This window comes from Varibaculum massiliense (genome assembly GCF_900106855.1).
Classification (GTDB): domain Bacteria; phylum Actinomycetota; class Actinomycetes; order Actinomycetales; family Actinomycetaceae; genus Varibaculum; species Varibaculum massiliense.
This window is the reverse complement of sequence record NZ_FNWI01000004.1, coordinates 1,192,883-1,211,022: the sequence shown is the minus strand read 5'-3', so window position 1 is coordinate 1,211,022 and position 18,140 is coordinate 1,192,883. Positions and strand designations below refer to the sequence as shown.

The following is an 18,140-nucleotide window of genomic DNA, read 5'->3' as shown; positions in this document are numbered from 1 at the left end:
GTCTTTCATTTTAAAGCTGAGGTTGCACGGGGTATAAGTCCCGAAATTATTTCAAATGAGTGCGATAGTAGGCGGCACGCACCTTCGCGGAAATGCGTCCTTTTTCAGAAACCTGCATATTTTGTTCCTGCGCCCAAGCGCGAATCTTGGCAGCGTCGGAGGCGGGGCGAGTGTCAGTACCGGCGACGCGGCGTCCCCCTACCCGCCGTCCCGCCTGAATCCAAGGATCGAGAAGCTCGCGTAACTTTGCGGCATTTTCGGTAGTTAAATCGATTTCGTAATCAACACCGTCAAGACCGAACTTAATGGTTTCATCCCCGAGTTCGCCATTAATATCATCAATCAGAACAATTCTGGTTTTCCTGGCCATACTTTTGCCTTTCCGTTTTTGAGGTTTGCATTTGTCTTTTATATTAACGCTGGCGATAGGGTATTTCTATATTTAGATAAAGAATATCAAAAATATAACTGATAAAGGCGGAAACTTAAAAATGAAACCGCTGGTATTTGCCGCTTAATATGGTCAAGATAGACACGGGAAAGCGAGAAAATAGGGTTTAACCGAAAGGGAGAACTATTATTCTTCTCATATCAGGCATCTTGTACCGTGATTAATTCGGCGGCTTGTTTTGCTCGTTCTCGTGCCTGGTCAATGTTATTTCCTCGCGCCAATGCCACCCCCATGCGTCTGCCGGGGCGAGAATTGGGTTTACCAAATAGCCTTAAATCTACTTCTGGAATAGCGAGAGCCGGCGCTAAACCACGATAAACCGGAGCCGCACTGGCAAGTGGTGCGCAAATTACCGCAGAGGCCGCCGGGGTGCGCAGGCGGGTATCGACCGGCAGCCCTAAAATAGCGCGGGCATGCAGTTCAAACTCGGAAAGATAACCAGAAGCCATGGTCACCATGCCGGTGTCGTGAGGACGCGGCGATACTTCAGAAAATAGGACTTCGTCACCGCAAATAAACAGTTCCACCCCGAACAGTCCGCGTCCACCTAGGGCGGTGGTAACTTTTTCGGCAATAGCTTGCGCCTTTTCTAGCACACCACTGTCCATTGGTGCCGGTTGCCATGACTCGTGGTAGTCGCCATTTACCTGCAGGTGGCCAATCGGTTCGCAAAAACTGGTGATCGTTTTTCCGGTCTGCTGGTCGAGAGAACGCACCGTTAGGAGCGTGATTTCATAGTCGAAATCGACCAGTCCCTCTACGATTACTCTTCCCTGGCTGGCTCCGCGTCCTCCTTCAAGAGCGTAATGCCAGGCAGGCTCGATATCCTCGCGGGTTTTCAGCAGGGACTGCCCTTTGCCAGAAGAGGACATTACCGGTTTTACGATGCAGGGTAGACCGATTTGGTCTACCGCTTGGCGCATTTCCTCTTCCCCAGAGGCAAACAGGTAACGGGAAGTGGGAATCCCTAGTTCTTCCGCGGCGAGGCGGCGAATCCCTTCCCGATCCATAGTCAGGCGAGTGGCATGGGCAGTGGGGATTACCGTGGCCTGGCTGGAAGCGGCAATTTCTTCCAAAGTACCGGTGGCGATGGCTTCGATTTCCGGAATAATAAAGTGAGGTCGCACCTTTTTCACCAGGAAATCAATCTGTTTACCATCAGTCATATCTAGGACGTAGGAATAATGTGCCACCTGCTGTGCGGGTGCATTCTGGTAACGATCTGCGGCGTGGACTTCCACCCCCAGGCGGGTAAATGCAATAGCCAGTTCTTTACCTAACTCTCCCGAGCCGAGAAGTAATACTCGCAAAGCAGATTTCGACATCGGGGTTCCAAAAGTAGTTGGCGTGAGCATGAAAACCCTTTCCTAGAACTAAATTCCCACCCTTTAATGGAGGGATTTGAATACTACTTTACGGGTTCTTTAGTGAGGTAAGCAACCAAAATCCAAGTTGGGAAATGACGGCTGCCCTTGTAGAATAAAACGTGCCTTTGTGGCAGGCGCCTGTAGCTCAGTTGGTAGAGCAACGGACTTTTAATCCGTGGGTCCAGGGTTCGATCCCCTGCGGGCGTACAACGAGGAGTCCGAACGGTGAAAAAAGCCTTCGGGCTTTTTTTATTAGTGAGGAGGACGAAGTTGTGTGTAATCCCGACAGGGATTACTAGCACAACGAGGAGTCCGTCAAAGATTACTTACACTAAATTGTTTAAGCTCGGTCTTGTGCCGGGCTTAAACAATTTTGAGCCTCCGGGGATCGAACCCGTGAGGGCTGGCGCGGGGAGGGTTTGGTGCGGGGGCTAGGTTTTTCCTCCTGCCCAAGAATTTGGAAAACGTAGCGACGTTTTCCAAATTCTTATGCCCACCGCACCCACTCGGATAAAACCTAGCCCCCGCACCTCGGGCTCGAAGTTCGTGAAAGCATGTGTAAAACCCAAAAATCGCTAGCCAATCCACCAAAATCAGCACCCCAACACATTTTCGCTATTCATTCATAATTTGTGTTTACCGCAGCCGATTCTTCAGCGCGAAAGATGTTCCATCCTTCTGGTTAGCCCGTATGCATTGATTAGTCAGCATGCCAAGATGCTCGCGGGGGAAGAAGTTTTATCCGAGCAGGGTAGGCGGGCGTAAAACTCGGAAAATACCCTTGGGGATTTTTCGAGTTTTTGGGCAGGAGGAAAAACTTCTTCCCCCGCGCCCTAGGCTGTGGTTATTGGGCTCATCCTCATAGCGGACAGTGAGCGGGAAATTCGGGCGGGGCGGGTTAGCGACTATGATTGAAGCGATCATGACCTATCGCCGATAAAGGGGAGATCCTTGCGTAAGCGTCTTTTGGCCGTGCTGGCGGTAGCCGGTTTAGTGTTAGCTGGCTGTTCCAGTACCAATTCTTCAAGTAATAAATCCGAGCGCGTGCTCACGATTGGGGTGCATGCTACGCCCTCGACTTTGGATCCTTCGCATAACGATGCGGCGGCGATTACCTATGCGCTGCTCTATAACGTGTATGAAACCCTGTTGCGAGTAGACGGCAAAGGCAAGCTGGTGCCGCTGCTGGCAAAAGATTACCAGGTGTCTGCCGATCGTAAGACTTACACATTTACTTTGAAGGACGCGAAGTTTGCTTCCGGTGCGCCGGTTGATGGGGCAGCGGTCGAAAAGTCTTTTAACTACCTCCTAAACGATAAGACCGTGAGCCCTACCCGCAAACAAGAAATGGAAGCCTTAAAAGCGGTGAAAGACCTCGGGGGTAACAAAGTCCAGTTTGAGCTGTCGCACCCCTCGAACGCCTGGCTGTATTACCTGAGTTCCACTGCCGGGATTATTTATGATCCCCAGGCACTCGATAAGGGCGATTTGGCTACTAAGCCGGCTGGTTCAGGTCCTTACACCTTGAAAGAGTGGCGGCAGGGCGAAGAGATCCAGTTAGCCACTAACCAAAAGTATTGGGGAGAAAAACCCAAGGTAAAGGGAGCGACTTTCCGGTACTTCTCTGACCCTAACGCGATGAATACCGCGATGCTGTCCGGCTCACTAGATATTATTTCTAACCTGGCAGCCCCGCAGGCACTCGATAAGTTCAGTGATGATTCCCGGTTCAAAGTGCTGGAAGGCCACACTAACGGAGAAGTAGTGATGGGGATGAATCAGCAGAGCGAAGCCCTCAAAGATAAACGAGTGCGCCAAGCTATAAATTATGCTCTGGACCGTAAAGCGGTGCGGGATGCTGTTTGGGCAGGCAAAGGCTTGATGATTGGATCGATGGTGCCGCCAACTGATCCCTGGTATGAAGATTTGTCGACTGCCTATCCCTTGAATCGGGAAAAAGCCAAGAAACTGCTGGCAGAGGCGGGATACGGCGAGGGGCTCACGCTTAAGATGCGGATTCCTACTTTGCCTTATGCTGCGGGTGCCGCTACCCATATCAAGAGCCAGCTTTCTAAAGTGGGGATTACCTTAGAGATTGAACAGCTAGAGTTCCCGGCGCGCTGGATAGATGAAGTGATGGTCAAATCTAACTACGACCTCACCATCGTTGCCCACATGGAGCCGCGCGATATTTCTCGCTTCACCAACACCGACTATTACTGGCATTACGATTCGCAGCAGTTCCGGGATTTGTATCAAAAAGCCGATGAGGGTACCCCGGAAGACCAGGTCAAATATATGAAAGAGGCGGCGAAGGTGCTTTCTGATGATGCCGCTGCCGGGTTCTTGTGGCTGCTACCGAATTTGATTGTCACCAAGTCCGATATTTCCGGCCTAGCCGCGAATGTAACCGGGCTGTCCTTCGACCTATCGTCTATTAGTTACCAGAGCTGAGATGAAAGCGCCAGCAAAAGCCATCCTTAAACGGATTGCGACCCTATTAGTCAGCCTGATAGTGGCCTCCCTGGTGGTGTTTTTGCTGATAAATCTGCTGCCGGGGGACGTGACTGGCGTAATTTTAGGGGCGAATGCCGATCCGGCTTCAGTGGCGCAACTGCGAGCAACTATGGGACTAGATCAGCCGCTACTGTTACGTTATTTCAGCTGGTTGGGTGGGATGCTAAGGCTAGATCCGGGAACCTCTATATTTACCGGACAGGCAATTTCTCAGCAGCTTCCCCACCGCCTAGAGGCCACATTTTCGCTGGTGTTTGCGGGAATGATTCTGGCTTTAGTGTTGGCAATCCCCCTGGGTATGTTCGGGGCGCTGCGCCGCAACCGCAAAAGCGGGATTATAGTGTCTGTCCTCAGCCAGTTAGGAATGGCCATCCCCGCATTTTTAGCCGGAATGTTGCTAACCATAGTTTTCGCGGTGAAACTTCAGGTGCTTCCAGCGAACGGGTATGTTTCTTTCCAGGAAGATCCGCTGGAATGGGCGCGCTACCTGTTCCTACCGGCACTTTCGATAGGGATAGTGCAAGGAGCGGTACTTACCCGTTACACCCGCTCGGCTTTTATCGAAGTAATCAAACAAGACTATTTCCGCACGGCGAGGGCGATTGGTTGGCGTTTTCCGGGGGCGCTGCTGCATCACGGGGTGAGAAACGCATCTTTACAGGTAATTACAGTCTTGGGACTGCAACTTTCCACCCTGCTGGTGGGAGCAATCGTGGTGGAACAGGTTTTTGCGATTCCCGGTTTGGGTACCTACCTGATTGCGGCAGTCGGGCAACGAGATTTAACCGTGGTGCAAGCGGTAGTGATGATTCTGGTCGCCGCGGTACTGGTAATTAACGCACTGGTAGATGTGGTTTACCAGCTACTGGATCCGCGAATCCGGCAGGGGGTGGAGCGATGAAGACTGGTCGGGAACTATCGCTACGCCGCCACCCCAACCTGTGGATGGGGATTGCGCTGGTAAGCCTAATAGTGCTGATGGGAATAGTGTCCTTCTTTTACCTGCCCTTTGACCCCACGGAAGTTAGCGAGCAGCGTTTAAGTGCGCCCTCCGCTTCCCATATTTTCGGCACTGATGATTTCGGGCGGGATGTGTTCTCAAGGATGCTTTCGGGAGCCGGAATCTGTCTGCTGGTAGGGATAGTATCGGTCAGTATCGGAGCTATTATCGGGGTTCCCTTGGGTGTTTATGCTGCGGGGCGCGGAGGATTTCCGGCAAGAATTATTGAGCGTAGCCTAGACATTCTCTATGCTTTCCCCGCCCTACTCCTGGCGATATTGCTGGCGGCGGCACGCGGATCCGGTTCCACCTGGACGGCGATGGTGGCGATCGGGATAGCTTCGATTCCCGCGTTTGCCCGCAATATCCGAGCAGCCACCTTGGGGGTAATGTCGCAAGACTATATGGTGGCGGCCAGGGCAGCAGGTACTCCTCGCTATCGCGCCACCTTCACCCACGTGTTACCCAACATCGCTCCCACAATCATTGTGCAGGCCTCGGTGAGTTTCGCCCTGGCGATTTTGGCGGAGGCCGCCCTTTCCTACCTGGGGTTAGGTACCCGCCCGGACACTCCCACCTGGGGGTTAATGCTATTTGAGGCTCAAAAGTCGCTGCTGGTCACTCCGCAGTTGGCGCTGTGGCCAGCCCTTGGGATTGCGCTCACTGTTTTAGGGTTCAACCTTTTAGGTGATGGGCTGCGCGAGGTACTCGATCCCAGGCTTCGGGAGCGGTCATGAAGGGACTAAAAGTAGATAACCTGCAGGTTTCGTTTAGAGGACGCCAGGTAGTTAAAGGAATCAGTTTCGAGATTCCCCCCGGAGCGCGGGTGGGACTGATTGGCGAATCTGGTTCGGGTAAATCGGTCACCGCGCTCGCGCTAATGGGTCTGCTGGGGGAGGGCGCAAAAATCTCCGGCTCGGTGTCTCTGGAGGGGCAAGAACTATTGTCACTGACAGATAGGCAGATGGCGCGGTTGCGGGGCGCAAAAATCGGGATGATTTTTCAAGAACCGATGACCGCCCTTGACCCTACGATGCGGGTCGGTAAACAGGTGGCGGAGGTTTTAGCGCTGCACCAAGGCGGGCGGCGGGGAAAACGCCAGGAAGTCATAAAAATGCTGGAGAGGGTGGGTTTGCCCGCTCCGGAGCAGAGCGCGAGTGCTTTTCCCCATCAACTTTCTGGGGGACAGCGCCAACGGGTGATGATGGCGATGGCGCTGATAAATGCCCCCCAACTGCTGATTTGCGATGAACCCACCACCGCTTTGGATGTTACTGTGCAGGCGAAAGTGCTTCGGCTTTTAGATAAAGAGCTGACAGAAACCGCTTCTGCCTGCCTGTTTATCAGCCACGATTTAGCGGTAGTCAACCAGATTTGTGACTACCTGCTGGTGATGTATCAGGGGCAAATTGTGGAACGCGGCCCCCTGCGGCAAGTGCTTGCGCAGCCTAAACACCCCTATACTCGCGGTCTGCTGGCGACCGCCGATATTGCGGCGGTAAAACCGGGAGCGCGCCTGCCCGTCCTGAGTGATTTCTTTAGGGGGAGCGATGAGTGAGCAACCGATTTTCCTCGCCAAAGATTTAGTGAAAATCTATCCGCGCTCTACCGGACAGGTGCGCGCGGTAGCGGGAGTAAGCCTGGAAGTCGCTGCCGGGGAACGCCTGGGAATCGTCGGCGAATCCGGTTCCGGAAAATCAACCTTGATCCGGATGCTATGTGCACTTTCTCGCCCTACCAGCGGAGAAATCAAGTTTGCGGGGCAGACGATTACCGGGCTAAAAGAAAAACAGTTAGGACACCTACGTTCCCGGGTACAAATTGTGTTTCAAGACCCGCTCAGCTCCCTGGATCCGCGAATGCGGGTGGGCAAAATTATTACCGAACCGTTGCGTTCCCCTTGGGTGCGCGGGCGTGAGGGGGTGCCTACCGATATTCCGGCACGCCTAGAGGAAGTACTGGCGGAAGTTGGTTTAAGCAGCGAGGACGCCGATAAATATCCCCACCAGTTTTCGGGAGGACAGCGCCAACGTATCGCCCTCGCCCGCGCCTTAGTTGCGCGTCCTGACGTGCTAATAGCTGATGAAGCGGTTTCCGCCCTGGATGTTTCGGTAAGGGCGCAGGTACTGAATCTGATTATGCAGATCGCCCAGCGAGACAAATTAACTTTACTGTTCGTTAGCCATGACCTGGCGGTGGTGCGGCACCTGTGTCAGCGGGTCATAGTGATGTGGGAAGGAAAAATCGTAGAAGAAGGTCCGGTTGAACAGGTATTTTCTCATCCCCGGCAAGACTATACTCGCGAACTCATCGCGGCCGTGCCCCAGTTAAACCTGCGAAGCTAATCCTCAAAGCCAGTTGTGGCTGCGAAAAATCTTTCCTGTCAGGCAAGAATCGGCGCGTTATCCCCAGTTTTGGGCGCTTTAGTGCTAATCGGGATGCGAAACCCTATAATGGGAGACTGGAACAAATGATTCAGCCCGGTTTTCGCCGGCTGGGTTTTGCAAATTTCGCGCCATAAACCATGGTTAAGCAGATAAAAGGGGCAGCGCATGAAGTTCGTAGTCGAGCGGGATGTTTTCGAGGACGCAATCAGTTGGACCGCCCGCACTTTGCCGGCACGTCCGGCGGTCGCCGTATTAGGTGGAGTGTGGATGAGCGCCAAAGCCGGGATCGTCACCTTGTCCAGCTTCGACTATGAAGTTTCCTCCCGAAACCAATTCGAAGCCGATGTGGAATCAGAAGGCGAAGTTCTGGTTTCTGGAAAAATGGTGGCGAATATATGTAAACAACTCCCCAAGAAGCCGGTAACCGTGCAGATGGAAGGGGGTAAAGTCAGTATTTCCTGCGGTGCCTCCAGTTTCCAGTTAGCAGTCATGCCCCTGGATGATTACCCAGCATTACCGCCCATCCCCGAGGCTATCGGAGAACTGGACTCGGTAGAGTTTGCGCGGGCAGTCGCCCAAGTCTCTCGTGCCGCCTCCTCCGATGAAGCCCTGCCTCTGCTGGCCACGGTGCGGATGGAGCTGACGGATTCCCATCTGAACCTGATGGCTACGGACCGCTATCGCCTGGCGGTGCGGGTAATGGATTGGCAGCCGAAAGAAACTGATTTTTCTGCAGATGCGCTGGTAAAGTCACGGATTATCTCGGAAATGGCGAAAGCGCTTTCCGGTGCGGGGGAAATCCATTTAGGTTTGGAAAACTCTTCCGAAGGGGGGGCGATTATCGCCCTCGAAGCCGGAGGACGCAAGATTACGTCCCAGCTCACCGAAGGGGATTATCCTCCGGTAACCAGCCTTTTCCCCAAGGACACTCCCATTAAGGCAGTTATCCGCCGCGAAGAACTCGAACAGGCAATTAAACGGGTTGCTTTGGTGACTGACCGTAGCGCCCAAATCCGCATGAATTTTGCGGACGGCACCCTCACTTTAGAGGCCGGGCAGGGCAATGACGCACAGGCGCATGAAGAAATGACCTGCACCTTTATTGCCGACGAGCCGATGATGATAGTGTTTGACTCCCAGTATCTCCTGGATGGTTTAGGCGCGTTAGGAACCGACTATGTGCGGATGTCCTTTACCCACCCCACGAAACCGGCAGTGATTACCGGGCAGGAAGAGCTAGATGGGGATGATTCTGCGGACTTTAGGTACCTGCTAATGCCGATTCGCTATTCCTCCTAGTCAGGTGGGGCAGCGCCCAAAGCCATGTATATTTCCGATATTGCCCTCGACGATTACCGCAGTTTTCACCATTGCGTAGTGCATTTATCGCCGGGGGTAAATATCCTGGTTGGTCCCAATGGTCAAGGTAAAACCAATTTTGTGGAGGCAATCGGGTATTTAACGAACTTTCACTCCCATCGCGCCAGCGCAGACAGTGCGTTGGTGCGCTTTGCGCCTCAATCGGCGGCGCTGGCTGCCCGCGAGGAGTCGGCGTCAGCGAGGTTTGAGACCGAGGGGGAACAGGCAGATAGCAGTTCTGCGAGTACCGCGCCAGGGGCGGCAGTTATTCGAGTGAAAGCCCACAGCCAGGATCACGAAATGCAAGTAGACCTGGAAATAGCTTCTGGGAGAGCTAATCGCGCGCGCCTAGCGCGCTCCCCGGTTCCTTTAAAACAGGTGCGGGGACTGATTGCCACCACGCTGTTCGCTCCGGAAGATTTAGATATCTTGCAGGGTGATCCGGCAGCTAGACGCCGTTTCCTCGATGATTTACTGGTGCAACTGTGGCCGGTTGAGGCCGGTACTATTACTCAGCATCAAAAGATTTTGCGCCAGCGCGGCGCCCTGTTGAAGCAGGCGGCAAAAAAGAAGCGTCGCGGGGCAGATCTGTCTTTAGAACTGTCTACCCTTGATGTTTGGAATAATCAGTTAGCCCAGGTGGGAGCGCGTTTAATTGCAGGTAGAGTTCGGGCTTTGCAGGCGCTTACCCCCCACGCGGCGCAGGCTTACCTGCTGGTTTTAGGGGAAGAACATCTGGCGAACTCCTCCCAAACCTTGGGATTGTCCTATGTGCCTTCCTTTGCGGCTCCCGCTGATTTGGCTGACCCCCAAGCGGTAGCGGTGGCACTCCAGGAAACTTTCGCGGCTCGCCGGGAGGAAGAACTGATTCGCGGGGTCAACCTGGCAGGTGCGCACCGCGATGATTTAGCGGTTACGCTAGATGCGCTGCCGGTGAAAGGGTTTGCCTCCCACGGGGAAACCTGGAGCGCTGCCCTAGCTTTACGGCTGGGACAGTTTGAACTGTTACGGCAGGTGGGGGAAACTCCCATCCTGATTTTAGATGACGTGTTTGCGGAACTGGATCCCTCCCGCCGCTCCGCCCTCCTCGAATTCATGAACCGCGCTGACCAGGTGCTGATTACCGCCACCAGCCGCAAAGATTTACCCGCCGAGATTGAGGGGCATTTTTTTGAGGTATTGCGCGCCGCTCAGGGAACCGCAATCACCCCCATGACGGTATCAAGTGAGATTAGTGCAGAAAATAGTTCCGAAGAAGCAGGCAGGATGTCTGATGACTGAGCAGCCAGAAGGAAATCTCACCTACACTCAGCGGGTATTGCGTGCCGCCCAAGAACACGCTTTTTCTAAAGGGCTGATCAGAATGTCAGCCAGCGAGCTGCGGCGTCACCGTGGTCGGCGCAACTGGGACGGGATAGCTGCCACCGCTTCTAAAGACACTGGCTCCCTAGAGTCCGGGGAAATCTCGCTGGGGAAGATTAAGGGAATAAACGACAGTTACGCCCGCGAGCGAGTTCGCGGATTAGCGCAATTGCAGCCTTCCCCGGCTCTGGCAGGCGGAGGTCACGGTGGCAGATGGTCACGGCGAGAACCACGCAGGCTAGGTGTGGTTTGGGAAAAATATGTCAATAATTTTGGCCTAGGAAAAATGTTAGATGTGGGCAGATTGAAAGCCGATTGGGAACAGATAGTCGGCAGTCAAGTAGCTCAACACGCGCAAATCGAATCCATCAAAGATGGGGATGTGGTGGTGCGTTGTGACTCTACCCGTTGGGCATCCGAGCTGCGTAATCTGACTCCGCAATTAATGGGGTTAATTGAAGATCATGCCGGTTCGGTGGTGATAAAAAGGTTGATTGTGCTCGGCCCGCAGGCGCCCTCCTGGAAACATGGACCGCGCTCGGTTAAAGGACGCGGTCCGCGGGATACCTATGGTTGATTTAGGGCCCCCTCCCGGTACTATCACCGATCAGCAGCAGGTAGGAGGGGCTGCGAGCGGGGGAAACCCCTACACTTTGGCGGGGACAGATTATGAACACTACCGTCCCGCCTATCTGCCAGCAGCTGTACGCGCGGGACTTTCCGGATTACAAGATCCCCAAGTTCTAGATGTAGGAGCTGGTAGCGGCAAGTTTACCCGGGCGTTGGCGGCGCAGGGAATAAAGGTTAGTGCCTTGGAGCCGGCGGCGAGTATGCGGGAAATGTTCCGCGAATCCCTCCCCCAAACCCCTCTTTATAAGGGGAAAGCCGAGGACGTGGGTGAATTGTTTGCGCCCGAAACTTTCGATGCGCTCTGCTATGCCCAATCTTGGCATTGGGTCGATAAGGAAGCTGCGTGCGTTGCCGCAGCCAAAGTGTTGAAACCCGGTGGACGCCTAGTGATTATTTACAATCAGATGAACGTATCTTTCCCCTGGGTGAAGCGGCTTTCACGGGTGATGCGTTCCGGGGATGTGCACCACCCGGACCGAGTGCCAAAAGTGGGGAAGGGATTTCAAAAACCGGAACTTCGGCTCTTTCAATGGGGAGTATCGCTGCCGGTAACCGCCCTTTTCGCCCTGGCTAAGACGCGCTCTTCCTATCTGAAAGCTAGTGAGCGAGGGAAACAACATATGCAGAGTAATCTGCGATCGTATTTGTGGGGCGATTTGGCTTTAGACCCCAGCCAAAATGTCACTTTGCCCTATTACACGCTGGTATGGATTTCTCTCAAAATTAGCTAATAATTTCTATCTACGCAGGTAGAATAGTTTTACCGGGTAATTTTTCTACTTTGAATCACTGTTAACTAAAAGTTAACGTGACTGTCAAGCTGACGTTAACTTCTTCGTTTACTTTGCAAGTGTCAATGAAAAATCTAAAAGAATCGAAGGAAAGATATGCGCAAGAGCATCAAATCTTTAGCGGTTATCGCTGGTCTTGCCTTGACAGCAACCAGCTTGGCCGCCTGTGGCTCCGATAATGCCACTGGAAGTGCAGATAACTCAAAGAAAATGGAAACTGTCGATATTTCCGGCAAGTTGGCGGGCGCGGGCGCGTCCTCGCAAAAAGATGCAGTTGACGCTTGGAAAGCAGGATTTTCCGAGGTCGCGAAGAATGTGGAAGTAACCTACGACCCCACTGGTTCCGGGGCAGGGGTGACCACCTTCCTACAAGGTGGGGTGGCCTTCGCTGGTACCGACCAGGCGCTCTCGTCTGAAGAGGTCGAAAAATCAGCCGCGGTTTGTAAAGACTCCAAAGCGATTAACCTGCCGGTTTATGTATCCCCAGTGGCGGTGGCCTTCAACTTGGAGGGAATCAAGACGCTGAACCTGAAGGCAGAAACCATCGCCAAGATTTTTCGCGGGGAAATCACCAAGTGGAATGATCCGGCTATCGCTGCAGACAATGCGGATGCCAAACTGCCGAATGCCAAGATCGTGGCGGTACACCGCGCTGACCAGTCCGGTACCACCGAGAATTTCACTGATTACCTGCACGCGGCGGCACCGGATGCTTGGCCGGATGAGCCATCGAAGGATTGGCCGGTGGCCGGCGGAGAGTCCGGAGATAAAACCGCAGGTGTAGTGGATAACCTAAAGAAAACTGTAGGCGCGATTGGTTATATCGATGCTTCCCAGGCCGGTGACTTCGGAACAGTAGCGCTCAAAGCAGGCGATGGTTTCGTAGAATACTCGGCCGAGGCAGCGGCAAAGGTAGTTGAAAGTGCCGAAGTTGAGGAAGGACGAGAAAAGAACGACCTGGCGCTGAAACTAAACCGCACCCCGGATGATCCCGAAGCCTATCCGCTGGTACTGGTCTCTTACTACGCGGTTTGCCCGCAGTATAAAGACGCCAATACCGCCAAGTTGGTGAAAGCCTGGGTTAACTATGTGGTATCCGCTGACGGACAGAAGAAAGCTGCCGAGGCAGCCGGATCTGCTCCCCTAGGTGCGGAAATCACCAAGAAAATCACTGCCGCGCTTGACGAAATCAAGTAAGAATCCCCCAAGTTTGGGCTCTGGTGACCAGGAGTATCGGTAAAAACCGGTACTCCTGGTCTTAACCACCTGGAGGAAACGTGAGTACAAAAACCCGCCTTCAAAAGCGAGAATCTGAAAAATCCACCTCCCGAAAAAGCATCTTTAACTGGGAAGGATTATTTTATCTAGCCACCAAGGGATCAGCGGTAGTCATTGCCGCGGTATTAGCCCTGGTAGCGATGTTTCTAACTTTGCAAGCCTGGCCGGCGATCTCTAACCCCGATCTGCGACTACGGATGCGCGGACGCACCGAAATGGTCAGCATCTGGGAATACGTGGCACCCCAGCTTTTTGGAACCGTCCTGGCAGCGGCAGTTGCCTTGGCGATTGCGGTGCCGCTGTCTATGGCGCTGGCAGTGTTTATAAACTTCTATGCTCCCCGGAAAGTCTCCGCAGTTATCGCGGGATTGATTGACGTAATGGTCGCGATTCCCTCAGTTGTCTACGGGCTTTGGGGCGGACTGATTTTACTGCCTATCTTGCAGCCCATAATGGAGTTCCTTGCCACCTATTTTGGCTGGTTCCCGTTGTTTTCAGGGCCAGTTTCCCCGATTGGGCGAGTAATTTTCTCGGCCTCGGTGGTGTTGGCGATTATGGTGATCCCGATTATTACCGCACTTTGCCGAGAAGTCTATGCCCGTACTCCCCCTCTGGAAATGGAAGCGGCGCTAGCGTTGGGAGCTACCAAGTGGGAAATGATAAAAACCGTGGTGTTGCCGTTTGGGCGCTCCGGTACGGTTTCGGCAGCGATGATCGGGCTAGGTCGGGCTCTGGGAGAAACTATGGCAGTGGCGATGGTACTTTCTCCCGGAGCATCCTACGTGTGGTCGCTGTTTAGAGCAGGAGCGCACTCTACGATTGCCTCTAATATCGCCCTCCAGTTCCCGGAGGCCGACTCCAATATGGCGGCAGCGCTAATTTTCACTGGTCTAGTGCTATTTGTTTTGACGTTACTGGTCAACTCGGGTGCGCGGTGGATGGTAGCTCGCAAGGAAAGTTCAGGGAAATAAATGAGTGCAGAAAATCAGAATCAGGGCGACCTGAAAATAAAACAAGAATCCTTAGGCGGCGGGCAGGCTCCCGCCAGCACCAGGGCAACCGGTCTAGGAAAAAGCGATAAGCTAGCAGCTCTTGCTACCTCGGATAATACTTCTGCTCTGCAGGCAGTAATCCTAGAGAAAAAGCTAAAGTACCAGGAAAAACTGGAAGAAGCAGAGCCGAAAACTGAGGTAAAGCACGCCCGGCTGGGCGGAGATAAAGCGTTGAGTTTTCGCCGCAGATTCACCAATAACGTGATTGCGGCTTCGATGTGGCTGTGCGGTCTGTTGGTACTGGTCATCTTGGGTTCTATCGGATACGAACTTATCCGTAGGGGTATCGGGATTATTTCCCCCTATTTCTTGAGCGTTTCTATGAAAGGCGTCTACGGAGGAATGGAGGCTGGTGGCATCTACCACGCGATGGTGGGTACCCTACTGATCACCCTGGTAGCAGCGATTATCTCCGTTCCCCTGGGGCTGCTGGTAGCCATCTACCTGACCGAATACGCGGGCAACACTAAGTTTGCGAAACTAACCACCACTTTGGTGGACGTAATGACTGGTATTCCCTCCATAGTTGCTGGTCTATTCGCGGCTGCCTTGTTCACCATGGTTATTGGTCCGGCGTACCGCTCCGGTCTGATGGGAGCAGTTGCCCTTTCGGTATTGATGATTCCGCTGGTAGTACGTTCATCAGCAGAAATGTTGCGATTGGTACCCAATGAATTGCGGGAAGCATCTTATGCCTTAGGGGTGCCTAAATGGCGCACCGTGATCTCGGTGGTACTGCGCACTTCGGCGGCTGGGTTAGTGACCTCAGTGGTGGTAGCAATCGCTCGGATTGTGGGGGAAACTGCGCCCTTACTGATTACCGCGGGGATGTTCGATGCGATCAATAACAATGTGTTTTCCGGGCGCATGGAAACCCTGCCGGTCTATATCTATCAGCAGTACACCTCCACGGTTTCTTGCGCGGCTCACGCAGTGAACTGTAACCCTACTATCAATGTGGATCGCGCCTGGGGTGCGGCCTTGGTGCTGGTATTCGCGGTATTGGTTTTGAATCTAGGAGCCCGGTTCGTAGCCAAAAAACTCTCGATTGGTAAATAGCTAGCTCGCCCTAGCCGAGGCAGGGATACAAGAAGCAAAGCAGATAGGAAAAGAAAATGGCAATCTGTTTAGAGACTAAACATTTAGACGTTTACTACGGAGATTTCAAAGCCGTAGAGGACGTAAATATGGCGATTGAAAGCCAAACGGTAACTTCCCTGATTGGACCATCAGGGTGTGGCAAATCTACGGTGCTACGGACTTTGAACCGGATGCATGAGGTTACCCCCGGAGGGCGCATTGAAGGCGAAGTCCTGCTCAACGGGCATAACCTCTACGGCAAAGACGTTGACCCGGTGGAGGTGCGGCGAATGATTGGGATGGTATTCCAGCGTCCAAATCCCTTCCCCACCATGTCGATTAAGAACAACGTGCTAGCCGGCTTGCATCTAAATCGGGTTAAAATCAGTAAATCCGAGGGCGATCAGATTGTAGAAGAATCCCTAAAAGGCGCAAACCTGTGGGAGGAAGTTAACGACCGGCTAGATAAACCGGGCGCTTCCCTGTCCGGAGGACAGCAGCAACGCCTTTGTATTGCGCGGGCGATTGCAGTAAAGCCCGAGGTACTGCTGATGGATGAGCCCTGTTCGGCGCTTGACCCCATCTCCACCTTGGCGATTGAAGATTTGATTGCCCAGTTGAAGGAAACCTACACGATTGTGATTGTTACCCACAATATGCAGCAGGCGGCGCGGATTTCTGACCAGACCGCGTTCTTTAATATTTCCGGGCCGCGCCAACCCGGGAAACTGGTGGAAATCGGACCGACTGAATCCGTCTTCCTCACCCCGCACGAAAAAGTTACCGAAAACTATATTGCGGGACGTTTCGGATAGGGTGCCTGCGCGGCGGAAATCGGCAGAAGTTCAGAGCCCGCAGTGTCAGGAAAAACCGTTACCCAGGGTTAACAGTTGGTTAACAAAGTCCCTGCAATTAGTTTCTCAGAGATTGACCCCCCTAAAATGTTAAGTATGGAAAGCCAAAGCGACCAGCCACATTGGGATGGCTCCGGCTGGAAAGTCGAGGATTTATCCAAGATTCTTGATGCCCTACCCGAGGCGTCGGTAGTACTTAATCCCGATAACTCTTTCGCTTATATTTCGCAGTTGGCGCGCATCGTTCCCCTGTTTCATCACGGGAAAATCGAATACCCGCAGCTGTTAGCGCAGATTGACAAGGCGCGCAGCGCGGGACGAATAGTAGAGGAAGACTATGAACTGGTGCATCCTGATGCTGCCGTTCCCTGGTCAGTGCGGGTGCGGGTGGCTCCCATCTCGCCCCGGCACACCCTGGTGTTGCTAGAGGATCGCACTCGCGTCCTCCAAGCTGATGCCACCCGTCGTGAGTTCGTGGTTAACGCTTCCCATGAACTGAAAACCCCGGTGGGAGCGATTTCCTTACTGGCAGAAACGATTCACGACAATGCCGACGATGTGCAGGCGGTGGAAACCTTTTCCACTCAGCTAGTAAAAGAATCGCGGCGGCTAACCAAACTGGTTTACGAAATTATCTCTTTAGCGCGGCTGCAAGACGGGCGTCTGCCAGCCAAGCCGCGTCCTATGTTGGCAATTGAAGCCATTAACGATGCCCTCGATCAGGTGCGTACTGCCGCCGAGGATGCGAATATCACTTTGAACACCGATTTCCCGCAAGGGGAAGATATTTTGGTGCACGCCGATTTAGAGCTGCTGACTTCCGCCCTGCAAAACCTGCTGGAAAACGCGATTCGTTATTCCAATCCCGGAGGTCATGTGAATGTAACGTTGCGGGAAAACGACAATGTGGTGATGGAAGTTGCCGATGATGGTATCGGAATTTCCGAAGAGGACCAAGGTAGGATCTTTGAACGCTTTTACCGCGTCGATCCCGCGCGTTCCCGCTCCACTGGCGGAACCGGATTGGGGCTTTCGATTGTAAAACACGTGGTTTCGGATCTTAATGGCTCTATCCACGTGAACTCTAAACCGGGGGAGGGCGCTACTTTCATCATTACTTTGCCCCGGCACACCGCGCACCATCCAGATGCTAAGCAAATAGCGTTGACAAAGGAACAGGAATGACCACCATATTAGTAGTTGAGGACGAGGAAGCTTACCGTAAACCTCTAGAGTATTCCCTGAAACGTGAAGGTTACGAAGTAATCGGGGTAGCTGACGGTGACCAGGCGCTTTCGATGGTTAAAAGTAACCACATCGACCTGATTTTGCTGGATCTGATGCTTCCCGGGATTCCTGGCACCGAGGTTTGTCGGCAGGTGCGTGAAAGCTACGACACGCCCATCATTATGGTGACGGCTAAAGATGACGTGGTTGACGTGGTAATCGGTTTGGAGCTGGGCGCGGATGATTACGTGACTAAGCCCTATCGTTTCCGGGAACTCTTGGCGCGAATCACCGCAGTCTTGCGCCGCACCCAGGATCTTCCCGAGGTAGGAAACATCTTGGAGGTCGGTCCCGTAACAATGGATGTTGACCGCCATGAAGTGCGGGTACATGGGGAGCTTAAAGAGCTGCCGCTGCGTGAGTTCGAACTGCTGGAGTATTTTTTGCGTAACCCCGAACGGGTGCTTACTCGCGGACAGGTTATGGATCGGGTGTGGGGCGAAAACTGGTTCGGAGACCCCAAGACCCTGGATGTACACGTCAAACGGCTGCGTTCCAAGATTGAGGACGACCCGCACTCGCCGAAGATTATCGTGACTGTGCGCGGGCTCGGCTACCGGATTATGGGTCCGAAATAGCGGCTGTTTTCTTTTAAACACTGAGGGCTTATTTTTTTAAGAACTGCCCGTTTCTTTCCGAGAATGCCGACCATTTCTGTCTTAAAGCCCTGCCCTCGCCTGTCCTCACGCGATACCCAGCTCTTTTCGAGGTTGCTTCCTCATTTC

The 18,140-nt window shown here is 53.3% G+C and carries 17 protein-coding genes and 1 tRNA gene; 16 read left to right on the top strand and 2 right to left on the bottom strand.

From position 1 onward, the window contains the following. Nucleotides 1-46 precede the first annotated feature (46 nt). Complete coding sequence (locus BQ5456_RS05460; protein ID WP_071129103.1) at nt 47-370, bottom strand: histone-like nucleoid-structuring protein Lsr2; 324 nt, start codon at nt 368-370, stop codon at nt 47-49. Between the two features lie 221 nt (nt 371-591). Beyond that, a complete protein-coding gene (gene purT / locus BQ5456_RS05455) occupies nt 592-1,806 on the bottom strand; it encodes a formate-dependent phosphoribosylglycinamide formyltransferase (protein ID WP_071129102.1) in 1,215 nt (404 codons plus the stop codon). Between the two features lie 146 nt (nt 1,807-1,952). Between purT and BQ5456_RS05450 the strand changes: the two genes are divergently transcribed. The 16 genes from BQ5456_RS05450 to BQ5456_RS05375 all read left to right on the top strand — a co-directional run bounded on the left by BQ5456_RS05450 (nt 1,953) and on the right by BQ5456_RS05375 (nt 17,993). Continuing rightward, nucleotides 1,953-2,025: transfer RNA gene (locus BQ5456_RS05450), tRNA-Lys, on the top strand. Between the two features lie 744 nt (nt 2,026-2,769). Beyond that, on the top strand, nt 2,770-4,272 hold the full coding sequence (locus BQ5456_RS05445; protein WP_083378385.1) for an ABC transporter substrate-binding protein: 1,503 nt from the start codon (nt 2,770-2,772) through the stop codon (nt 4,270-4,272). A 1-nt stretch (nt 4,273) separates the two neighbouring features. After that, on the top strand, nt 4,274-5,236 hold the full coding sequence (locus BQ5456_RS05440; protein WP_071129100.1) for an ABC transporter permease: 963 nt from the start codon (nt 4,274-4,276) through the stop codon (nt 5,234-5,236). Continuing rightward, entirely contained in the window at nt 5,233-6,072 is an 840-nt protein-coding gene (locus BQ5456_RS05435; protein ID WP_071129099.1) for an ABC transporter permease, read from the top strand. Before BQ5456_RS05440 ends, BQ5456_RS05435 begins: the two co-directional genes overlap by 4 nt. Next, a complete protein-coding gene (locus BQ5456_RS05430) occupies nt 6,069-6,893 on the top strand; it encodes an ABC transporter ATP-binding protein (RefSeq protein ID WP_071129098.1) in 825 nt (274 codons plus the stop codon). The genes BQ5456_RS05435 and BQ5456_RS05430 overlap by 4 nt, the downstream gene beginning before the upstream one ends. Continuing rightward, on the top strand, nt 6,886-7,680 hold the full coding sequence (locus BQ5456_RS05425; protein ID WP_071129097.1) for an ABC transporter ATP-binding protein: 795 nt from the start codon (nt 6,886-6,888) through the stop codon (nt 7,678-7,680). Before BQ5456_RS05430 ends, BQ5456_RS05425 begins: the two co-directional genes overlap by 8 nt. Before the next feature lie 207 nt (nt 7,681-7,887). Then, nucleotides 7,888-9,021, top strand: a complete 1,134-nt coding sequence (gene dnaN, locus BQ5456_RS05420) for a DNA polymerase III subunit beta (protein WP_071129096.1) — start codon at nt 7,888-7,890, stop codon at nt 9,019-9,021. Nucleotides 9,022-9,045: 24 nt separating this feature from the next. Next, nucleotides 9,046-10,362: a DNA replication/repair protein RecF gene (gene recF, locus BQ5456_RS05415; protein ID WP_071129095.1), complete on the top strand. Its 1,317-nt coding sequence runs from the start codon at nt 9,046-9,048 to the stop codon at nt 10,360-10,362. Further along, complete coding sequence (locus BQ5456_RS05410) at nt 10,355-11,020, top strand: DciA family protein (RefSeq protein WP_071129094.1); 666 nt, start codon at nt 10,355-10,357, stop codon at nt 11,018-11,020. Before recF ends, BQ5456_RS05410 begins: the two co-directional genes overlap by 8 nt. After that, nucleotides 11,013-11,804 (top strand): class I SAM-dependent methyltransferase, encoded by a 792-nt coding sequence (locus BQ5456_RS05405; RefSeq protein ID WP_159428768.1) that lies wholly within the window; start codon nt 11,013-11,015, stop codon nt 11,802-11,804. Before BQ5456_RS05410 ends, BQ5456_RS05405 begins: the two co-directional genes overlap by 8 nt. A 156-nt stretch (nt 11,805-11,960) precedes the next feature. After that, the gene (pstS, locus tag BQ5456_RS05400; RefSeq protein ID WP_071129093.1) at nt 11,961-13,061 is read left to right on the top strand and encodes a phosphate ABC transporter substrate-binding protein PstS; all 1,101 of its coding nucleotides are present in this window, start codon (nt 11,961-11,963) and stop codon (nt 13,059-13,061) included. An 80-nt stretch (nt 13,062-13,141) separates the two neighbouring features. After that, on the top strand, nt 13,142-14,113 hold the full coding sequence (gene pstC / locus BQ5456_RS05395) for a phosphate ABC transporter permease subunit PstC (RefSeq protein ID WP_083378383.1): 972 nt from the start codon (nt 13,142-13,144) through the stop codon (nt 14,111-14,113). Next, complete coding sequence (gene pstA, locus BQ5456_RS05390) at nt 14,114-15,253, top strand: phosphate ABC transporter permease PstA (protein ID WP_071129092.1); 1,140 nt, start codon at nt 14,114-14,116, stop codon at nt 15,251-15,253. A 56-nt stretch (nt 15,254-15,309) separates the two neighbouring features. Next, nucleotides 15,310-16,089, top strand: coding sequence for a phosphate ABC transporter ATP-binding protein PstB (gene pstB, locus BQ5456_RS05385; RefSeq protein ID WP_071129091.1), 780 nt, complete (start codon nt 15,310-15,312; stop codon nt 16,087-16,089). Between the two features lie 135 nt (nt 16,090-16,224). After that, nucleotides 16,225-17,313 (top strand): sensor histidine kinase, encoded by a 1,089-nt coding sequence (locus BQ5456_RS05380; protein ID WP_159428767.1) that lies wholly within the window; start codon nt 16,225-16,227, stop codon nt 17,311-17,313. After that, nucleotides 17,310-17,993, top strand: a complete 684-nt coding sequence (locus tag BQ5456_RS05375; RefSeq protein WP_071129089.1) for a response regulator transcription factor — start codon at nt 17,310-17,312, stop codon at nt 17,991-17,993. The genes BQ5456_RS05380 and BQ5456_RS05375 overlap by 4 nt, the downstream gene beginning before the upstream one ends. The last annotated feature ends 147 nt before the right edge of the window (nt 17,994-18,140 follow it).

Excerpts from the sequence above, each read along its gene's own strand:
- purT (WP_071129102.1), bottom strand. The coding sequence starts at position 1,806 with ATGCTCACGCCAACTACTTTTGGAACCCCGATGTCGAAATCTGCTTTG.
- pstS (WP_071129093.1), top strand. The coding sequence starts at position 11,961 with ATGCGCAAGAGCATCAAATCTTTAGCGGTTATCGCTGGTCTTGCCTTG.
- pstA (WP_071129092.1), top strand. The coding sequence starts at position 14,114 with ATGAGTGCAGAAAATCAGAATCAGGGCGACCTGAAAATAAAACAAGAA.
- BQ5456_RS05405 (WP_159428768.1), top strand. The coding sequence starts at position 11,013 with ATGGTTGATTTAGGGCCCCCTCCCGGTACTATCACCGATCAGCAGCAG.
- dnaN (WP_071129096.1), top strand. The coding sequence starts at position 7,888 with ATGAAGTTCGTAGTCGAGCGGGATGTTTTCGAGGACGCAATCAGTTGG.
- BQ5456_RS05380 (WP_159428767.1), top strand. The coding sequence starts at position 16,225 with ATGGAAAGCCAAAGCGACCAGCCACATTGGGATGGCTCCGGCTGGAAA.
- BQ5456_RS05375 (WP_071129089.1), top strand. The coding sequence starts at position 17,310 with ATGACCACCATATTAGTAGTTGAGGACGAGGAAGCTTACCGTAAACCT.
- BQ5456_RS05410 (WP_071129094.1), top strand. The coding sequence starts at position 10,355 with ATGACTGAGCAGCCAGAAGGAAATCTCACCTACACTCAGCGGGTATTG.
- BQ5456_RS05440 (WP_071129100.1), top strand. The coding sequence starts at position 4,274 with ATGAAAGCGCCAGCAAAAGCCATCCTTAAACGGATTGCGACCCTATTA.
- BQ5456_RS05460 (WP_071129103.1), bottom strand. The coding sequence starts at position 370 with ATGGCCAGGAAAACCAGAATTGTTCTGATTGATGATATTAATGGCGAA.
- pstB (WP_071129091.1), top strand. The coding sequence starts at position 15,310 with ATGGCAATCTGTTTAGAGACTAAACATTTAGACGTTTACTACGGAGAT.
- BQ5456_RS05430 (WP_071129098.1), top strand. The coding sequence starts at position 6,069 with ATGAAGGGACTAAAAGTAGATAACCTGCAGGTTTCGTTTAGAGGACGC.
- recF (WP_071129095.1), top strand. The coding sequence starts at position 9,046 with ATGTATATTTCCGATATTGCCCTCGACGATTACCGCAGTTTTCACCAT.
- BQ5456_RS05435 (WP_071129099.1), top strand. The coding sequence starts at position 5,233 with ATGAAGACTGGTCGGGAACTATCGCTACGCCGCCACCCCAACCTGTGG.
- BQ5456_RS05425 (WP_071129097.1), top strand. The coding sequence starts at position 6,886 with ATGAGTGAGCAACCGATTTTCCTCGCCAAAGATTTAGTGAAAATCTAT.